The organism is Candidatus Thiosymbion oneisti (assembly GCF_900092655.1).
GTDB classification, from domain to species: Bacteria; Pseudomonadota; Gammaproteobacteria; order Chromatiales; family Chromatiaceae; genus Thiosymbion; species Thiosymbion oneisti.
In genome coordinates this window covers 1-6,074 of sequence record NZ_FLUY01001528.1, presented here as the reverse complement: position 1 = coordinate 6,074, position 6,074 = coordinate 1, and the positions used below count along the sequence as shown (strand labels likewise).

9 protein-coding genes are annotated in these 6,074 nt (G+C 52.2%); all 9 read left to right on the top strand.

The features are described from left to right. The first annotated feature begins 70 nt into the window (after window positions 1-70). A complete protein-coding gene (locus BQ17_RS20975; RefSeq protein ID WP_141699321.1) occupies window positions 71-421 on the top strand; it encodes a hypothetical protein in 351 nt (116 codons plus the stop codon). Further along, window positions 408-980, top strand: coding sequence for a hypothetical protein (locus tag BQ17_RS15540; RefSeq protein WP_089728584.1), 573 nt, complete (start codon window positions 408-410; stop codon window positions 978-980). The genes BQ17_RS20975 and BQ17_RS15540 overlap by 14 nt, the downstream gene beginning before the upstream one ends. A 104-nt stretch (window positions 981-1,084) precedes the next feature. Then, on the top strand, window positions 1,085-1,588 hold the full coding sequence (locus BQ17_RS15535) for an REP-associated tyrosine transposase (RefSeq protein ID WP_141699322.1): 504 nt from the start codon (window positions 1,085-1,087) through the stop codon (window positions 1,586-1,588). A gap of 199 nt (window positions 1,589-1,787) precedes the next feature. Continuing rightward, window positions 1,788-2,009 carry a type II toxin-antitoxin system HicB family antitoxin gene (locus tag BQ17_RS15530; protein WP_089728582.1) on the top strand — a complete coding sequence of 74 codons (222 nt, stop codon included), beginning with the start codon at window positions 1,788-1,790 and terminating at the stop codon, window positions 2,007-2,009. Then, window positions 2,002-2,220, top strand: coding sequence for a type II toxin-antitoxin system HicA family toxin (locus BQ17_RS15525; protein WP_089728580.1), 219 nt, complete (start codon window positions 2,002-2,004; stop codon window positions 2,218-2,220). The genes BQ17_RS15530 and BQ17_RS15525 overlap by 8 nt, the downstream gene beginning before the upstream one ends. A 170-nt stretch (window positions 2,221-2,390) precedes the next feature. Further along, on the top strand, window positions 2,391-2,624 hold the full coding sequence (locus BQ17_RS15520) for a DUF433 domain-containing protein (protein WP_089728578.1): 234 nt from the start codon (window positions 2,391-2,393) through the stop codon (window positions 2,622-2,624). Then, on the top strand, window positions 2,621-3,004 hold the full coding sequence (locus BQ17_RS15515) for a DUF5615 family PIN-like protein (RefSeq protein WP_089728576.1): 384 nt from the start codon (window positions 2,621-2,623) through the stop codon (window positions 3,002-3,004). Before BQ17_RS15520 ends, BQ17_RS15515 begins: the two co-directional genes overlap by 4 nt. A 193-nt stretch (window positions 3,005-3,197) precedes the next feature. After that, window positions 3,198-4,379, top strand: a complete 1,182-nt coding sequence (locus tag BQ17_RS15510) for a phosphoglycerate kinase (RefSeq protein ID WP_089728574.1) — start codon at window positions 3,198-3,200, stop codon at window positions 4,377-4,379. Between the two features lie 305 nt (window positions 4,380-4,684). After that, window positions 4,685-5,749, top strand: coding sequence for a class II fructose-bisphosphate aldolase (gene fba / locus BQ17_RS15505; protein WP_089728572.1), 1,065 nt, complete (start codon window positions 4,685-4,687; stop codon window positions 5,747-5,749). Window positions 5,750-6,074: the final 325 nt, after the last annotated feature.

The window sequence follows — 6,074 nt, the reverse complement described above, 5'->3', positions numbered from 1 at the left end:
CTTCAGTCGGCGGTTGAGTCCGCCGAGGGCCACTTTAGTGGCCCAACCTACCAGCTTCAGCTGGTAGTGGTTGAGTGGCCTGATTATCTTTGCTGTTGTATGCTGGATTTTTTATATCACGTATAAATTGCCTCCGGAATCTTTAGAAAGTGTACTTGGAGGTATTGGCAGTTTCTTAATCAGCGAAAAGTTCTGCTTTTTTCCTTTGATTTCAGTCCTGGTTGCGAGCGTTATTGCAAATATCGTTCAAGCAAAAGTTTACAGATCGCACATACAGGATCTTACCGAACATAGAAAATACCTGGTGCATGGTATAACGACCGGAGAGCTGAAACCACTGGTCGATCACAAGTCTTCCGGCTTCGATATCAAATCCAACTCTGTAACAGGCAGACAAGGGGAAGAAAATGTTGACCGTTAATTTCCTGATTGCAGGCCTGTCGATATGGCTGGTAATAATAATCAATAACAAATATTTACAGCCCGCTCTGAAAAATCGGAGCCGATTTCGGCTCTATAGACTCAGAGACGAATTATCCGTACTGGCCATGAAAGGTGAATTGGATGAGAGGTCAGAAGAATACGTTACTCTCATCGAGCTTATCAATTCCGCTATCCGGGTTACCGGCTCTTTCAAAGTTACGGATTTCCTGAGATTCGTCTTCCAGCTACACAAAGACGAGGCAATGCGTAGAAAGATGGAGGGTATCAAACGGAAACTAGGTAGAACGGATAATCCGGAGTATTGCAGGATTGTGAGGGATTTCTTCCAAACGATGCAGGCTATGCTCCATTCCGAGACAAGAATATTGAGGCATGTGTTCTTTCCGTTGTTTTTATTTCTTGCGGGGGTACTGGTTGTATTCAAGCTTTCATCGAAGCCCAAGATGAAAGTTGAAAGCAAGAAAAAGGTCATCATGGAAATAGATAAGGAATTTCACCAATACAGCGACCAATTTGGCCGTATGTGCCTCGCGTGACCGAGCCCGCGTAGGCTGGGGTGAGGAACGAACCCCAGCTTTTATTCGGACAAGCCGCACCACTCCTCGAACTCTATGCCCTTCAATACACGCATTTGCGGAACTTGGCTAATGCGCAGCTACCTACGGGCAAGCATTCCCAGGGAGTCTATTTTTTCACCCTGAACCTTGCCGAGCGGCGCGGCAATGATTTACTGCTACACTACATTGATGCGCTGCGCGGTGCCTTCCGGCGAACCAAACGGGATCACCCGTTCACGATGGAAGCGGTCTGTATCTTGTGCTGGGGTTCGCAAGCTCACCCCAGCCTACGGGCTGATCAAGCAACGGTTCTCCCGAGCCGTGCCTATCGGGAAGGGATATCTGCAAGTCGTCGGCGCAAGGGGAAGCGTGGAATCTGGCAGCGTCGCTATTGGGAGCATGTTATTCGCGACGATGATGACTACCGGCGACATATGGATTACATTCATTACAATCCGGTCAAGCACCGGTATGTGAAGCGGACGCTGGATTGGCCTTATTCATCATTGAAGCGGATGGTCGATGCCGGTCTGTATCCGCCGGACTGGTGCGCTGCACCGGAGGTACTGGAAGCGGATTATGAATGAAGCAGCTTGATTTTCCCGTTGCTATTGCTGGGGTTCGCAAGCTCACCCCAGCCTACGGGCTAAGAAAGAGACGGAACATATCAAACAGAAAGGCTAACTAGAAAATCCCCCCAGCCTCCTGCGTCGGCGGGTGATTTTAATGTTAGGTTTCTTAGATATCAATCAAGGTATTTGCTTTTCTTTCCTCTAAGGTGATTAAATGGTTAAACAATTAACAGCCATCATTGAAAGAGAAGATGATGGATACGTGGCACTATGCCCGGAGGTCGATGTTGCGAGTCAAGGTGATACGGTTAGAGAGGCAAGGGCAAATTTGAAAGAAGCATTGGAACTGTTTTTCGAAGTTGCTTCACAAGAAGAAATCAATTCAAGACTCCATGGTGAAGTGTATGTAACTCATGTGGAGGTCGCCGTTGGGTAAACTCAAGGTTTTCTCAGGTAAGGAAATATGCCGACTACTTCAGAGGCATGGATTCCAAGAAGTGAGAAAAAAAGGAAGCCATGTTATTATGCAAAAGCTAAACAACGGAATTTCAATCACTATTCCGATTCCAGATCATAAGGAAATCAGAATAGGGACGTTATTGTCTATTATTCGTCAGTCGGGTGTTCGTCGCTCGGAGTTTGAATAAATATCAGGTCCATGAGTTAGGGTGACGAAGGAACCCTGACATCGATTTCTATAAGCCCGCGTAGGTTGGGGTGAGAAACGAACCCCGACATCGGCTGTTGGGGTTCATCTTCACCCCAACCTATTTCAAGAAGCGTAAACAAAGGATCCCATTCTGGAGGAGGCACACAAATGACTGATCGTATTACCGCCAATCCGAAAATTCTCGGCGGAAAACCGATTGTACAAGGGACACGGTTGTCTGTGGAATTTATCTTGGAACTATTAGCTTCTGACGTTCCTGAAGAGGATATTCTTGAAGATTATCCGCATCTCACAAGAGAGGATATCCATGCCTGTCTAAAATATGCTGCACGTTCCTGCAAGAACGAAGTATACGTGGAACTTGAGCCTGTTTCAGCATGAAGCTCAACCAAGTAACACTTCTGACAGATGAGAATATCTCGCCAAAGGTGGTTGCATGTCTCCGAAACATGGGACTTGATGTGCTGGATGCAAAAGAGCAACTGTGGTACGAAGTTGATGATGAAAAACTGATAACCAGAGCATATCGGGAGCATAGATTTATCCTTACACATGATTCAGACTTTGGAACACTGGCAATCAATCAGGGAAAATCTTGTTATGGAATTCTATACTTGCGACTAAAGAATTTGAAATCCATCAATGTAATCCGGGTCTGTGAAGACCTGTTTCGGCGAAATATCGAAATCCACCCGCATACTATCTGGGTGATCGGAGATACACGGATACGCATTCGTTATCTCATAGAAGAAAGCACGTAGGCTGGTTGATACAAAACTCATGTCTCGCCGATCTGAGGCGAAGCCTTGTTAGTACATAGTTTCAGTCTGTTTTCCGGCACAATCCCGACAGGTATTCATAGGTTCCGTCATATTAACTGATCCTTAAAAACATGCAGTTTCAGGCTGAAACTATGTATACAGGCCACCAAAACGTAACATCGTGGAGAACTTTATGTCATTCATCAAGCTGACCGATCTCGAGCTCACCGGCAAGCGGGTGCTGATTCGTGCCGATCTTAATGTCCCTGTCAAGGATGGCAAGGTGACATCCGATGCCCGCATCACCGCCTCCATGCCTACGATCGAGCACTGCATGAAATCCGGTGCCAAGGTCATGGTGTTCTCCCACCGTGGCCGCCCGGAAGAAGGCGTGGTGGATAAAGAAAACTCCATGCAGCCCATCGCCGACGACATGTCCGCCAAGCTCGGCAAGCGGGTGCCCTTGGTCAAGGATTACCTGGACAAGACACCGACCGTCGCCGCAGGCGAGGTCGTCCTGCTCGAAAACGTGCGCTTCAATAAGGGCGAGAAGAAGGACAAGGAGGAGCTGGCCAAAAAGTACGCCGCTCTGTGTGATGTCTTTGTCATGGATGCCTTCGGCACCGCTCACCGCGCCCAGGCCTCCACCCATGGGGTCGGCAAGCTCGCCCCGAAGGCCTGCGCCGGTCTGTTGCTCTCCGAGGAGCTGGACGCCCTGGCTAAGGCCCTGGCTAAACCGGCCCGGCCCATGGTCGCCATCGTCGGCGGCTCCAAGGTGTCCACCAAGCTGACCGTGCTCGAGGCCCTGTCGGAAAAGGTCGATCAGCTCGTAGTCGGCGGCGGTATCGCCAACACCTTCCTCAAGGCGACGGGGAAGAACGTCGGTAAATCCCTGTGCGAGGACGACCTGGTAGACACCGCCAAGAATCTGATGGACAAGATGGCCAAACGTGGTGCCAGCATTCCGATTGCCGTGGATGTCGTCTGCGGCAAAAAATTCGACGAGAGGGAACCCGCGGTCCTCAAGGATGCTGGCGACGTGACCAACAACGATATGATCTTCGACATCGGCCCCAAATCCGCTCAGGAGCTGGCCGACATCATCGCCAAAGCGGGCACCATCGTCTGGAACGGCCCAGTGGGGGTATTCGAGTTCGATCAGTTCGGCGCGGGTACCAAGAAGGTTTCCATGGCTATCGCCGAGGCCTCCGGCTTTAGTCTTGCCGGTGGTGGCGATACCATCGCGGCCATCCAGAAGTATGATATCTATGACAAGGTGTCCTACATCTCCACTGCCGGCGGCGCCTTCCTCGAATACCTGGAAGGCAAGACCCTGCCGGCCGTGGCTATGCTGGAGCAGCGGGCGAAGGGTTGAGCCCGTAGGATGCGGTGAGCGCCTGCCTACCACCCCAACGCTAGTACAGATGCTCTCAATGCCGATAACATTGAACGAGCAGGATTCTCACGGAAGATTTAGCCGCAAATGAACGCGAATAAACGCAAATACGTGATTTAATTTGCGTTTATTCGCGTTCATTTGCGGCAAAAAAAGAATTCCCAGTTGAGGGTTGTTTATCGGAATCCCGATCCCGATTTCGGGCATGGCGTATCCCACTAAATGTTACTACGTCTATATACACCAACCGGTTTATAACACCACTGAGCAAGAGGAAAACCACCATGGCTCTGATTTCCATGCGTCAGCTACTGGACCACGCCGCCGAAAAGGGTTACGGCGTGCCCGCCTACAATGTCAATAACCTGGAGCAGATGCGTGCCATCATGGAGGCGGCCGACGAGACCGACTCCCCCGTTATCGTCCAGGCCTCCGCCGGTGCCCGCAAGTATGCCGGTGCTCCTTTTCTGCGCCATCTGATCCTGGCCGCTATCGAGGAGTGGCCCCACATTCCGGTGTGCATGCACCAAGACCACGGCACCTCCGCAGCGGTGTGTCAGCGTTCCATCCAGCTCGGCTTCTCTTCCGTCATGATGGACGGGTCCCTCGGCGAAGATGGCAAGACGCCCACCAGCTATGAGTACAACGTGGATGTTACCAAGCGGGTGGTCGATATGGCCCATGCCTGCGGGGTCTCGGTCGAAGGCGAGTTGGGCTGTCTCGGCTCCCTGGAGACAGGGCAGGCGGGTGAAGAGGACGGGATCGGCGCCGAGGGTACCCTCTCTCACGACCAGCTCCTGACCGATCCGGAGGAGGCCGCGGATTTCGTCAAGAAGACCGGCGTCGACGCCCTCGCCATCGCTATCGGCACCTCCCACGGCGCCTACAAGTTTACCCGCCCGCCGACCGGCGACATCTTAGCCATCGAGCGTATCAAGGAGATCAACAAACGCATCCCCAATACCCATCTGGTGATGCACGGCTCGTCCTCGGTGCCCCAGGATTGGCTGAAGATCATCAACGACCATGGCGGGAAGATGGGCGAGACCTACGGCGTGCCGGTCGAGGAGATCGTCGAGGGCATCAAGCACGGGGTGCGCAAGGTCAACATCGACACCGATCTGCGCATGGCCTCCACCGGCGCCATCCGCAAGTTCCTGCACGACAAACCGGCCGAGTTCGACCCGCGCAAATATCTTGCCGCCGCGACCAAGGGCATGTATGGGATCTGCAAGGCGCGCTACGAGGCCTTCGGCACCGCTGGCAACGCCTCGAAGATCACTGCCCGCTCGCTGGAAGACATGACCACCCGTTATGCCAAGGGCGAGCTGGAGCCCAAGGTCAACTGATTGCGGACCGGTTTTTCCACGGTATTGGAAAGGGGCGCTGAGCGCCCCTTTTTTAATCGCGAATGAATGCGGATAAACGCACATGCGGAATTGATCCCATTTGTGGCCCAATGCCATAAAGTCAGGCGGTAGTGGTAAATTTTTAAGGCTTTTTATGGATTCCGGACTGCCAACGATCATGGAAGGGTACCACCGGACGTTTTGGCGTGCGGCGGCAACCTTACCCCGATGCTTACCGGAACCTACGTCCGTAGGATGCGGTGAGCGTGGTATACCGCTTCATGGATGGCATTGACGGCCGGCGCGAACCGCATCGCCGGATGGC